The organism is Salinisphaera sp. G21_0, assembly GCF_017744115.1.
In the GTDB taxonomy this organism is placed as follows: Bacteria; Pseudomonadota; Gammaproteobacteria; order Pseudomonadales; family Endozoicomonadaceae; genus Endozoicomonas.
Genome location: NZ_JAGHQW010000203.1, coordinates 1 through 833 on the forward strand (window position 1 = coordinate 1; position 833 = coordinate 833).

The 833-nt window shown below is 57.7% G+C and carries 1 protein-coding gene; it reads left to right on the forward strand.

Features of this window, described 5'->3' with window-relative positions; translation table 11 throughout:
* The coding region (locus J7439_RS25660; protein ID WP_209204893.1) for a DUF1601 domain-containing protein at nucleotides 1-833 on the forward strand (833 nt) is incomplete at both ends.

Genomic DNA, 833 nt, shown 5'->3' on the forward strand with positions numbered 1-833 from the left:
CAGCGGGCAACAGCGGACGCCAGAGTTCAACGGGGCCGTGGCCGCGCTGTTGCCCCATGTGAACGCACAGAAAGCTAACTTTAAACCACAGGAATTCACCAACCTGCTTTGGGCTATGGCGAAACTGCTGGACAACAAGCCAGAGCAGACACCAGGGTTCAAAGAGGCCGTGGCCGCGCTGTTGCCCCATGTGAACGTACAGAAAGCTAACTTTAAACCACAGGAAATCGTCAACCTGCTCTGGGCCGCGGCGAAACTGGTGGACAACGGGGAGTGGACACCGGAGCTTATAGAAGCGGTGGCCGCGCTGTTGCCCCTCGTGAAAGCACAGAAAGACCAATTTCTTCCTCAGGGAATCGCCAACCTGCTGTGGGCCACAGCGAAACTGGTGGACAACGGGCAGAAGCAGACACCAGAGCTCAAAGAGGCTGTGGCTGTGCTGTTACCCCACGTGAACGCACAGAAAGCTGACTTTAAACCACAGGAAATCACCAACCTGCTGTGGGCCATGGCGAAACTGGTAAACAACGGCCTGGAGCAGACACCCGAGCTCAACGAGGCCGTGACCGCGCTGTTGTCCCACGTGAACATGCAGAAAGCTAACTTTAAACCACAGGAAATCGCCAACCTGCTGTGGGCCATGGCGAAACTGGTGGACAACGGGCAGCAACAGACACCAGAGCTCAACGAGGCCGTGGCCGCGCTGTTGCCCCATGTAATCGCACAGAAAGCTGACTTTAAACCACAGGAAATCACCAGCCTGCTGTGGGCCATGGCGAAACTGGGGGGCGACGGGCAGGAACGGACACCGGGGCTCAACGAGGCTGTGGCCG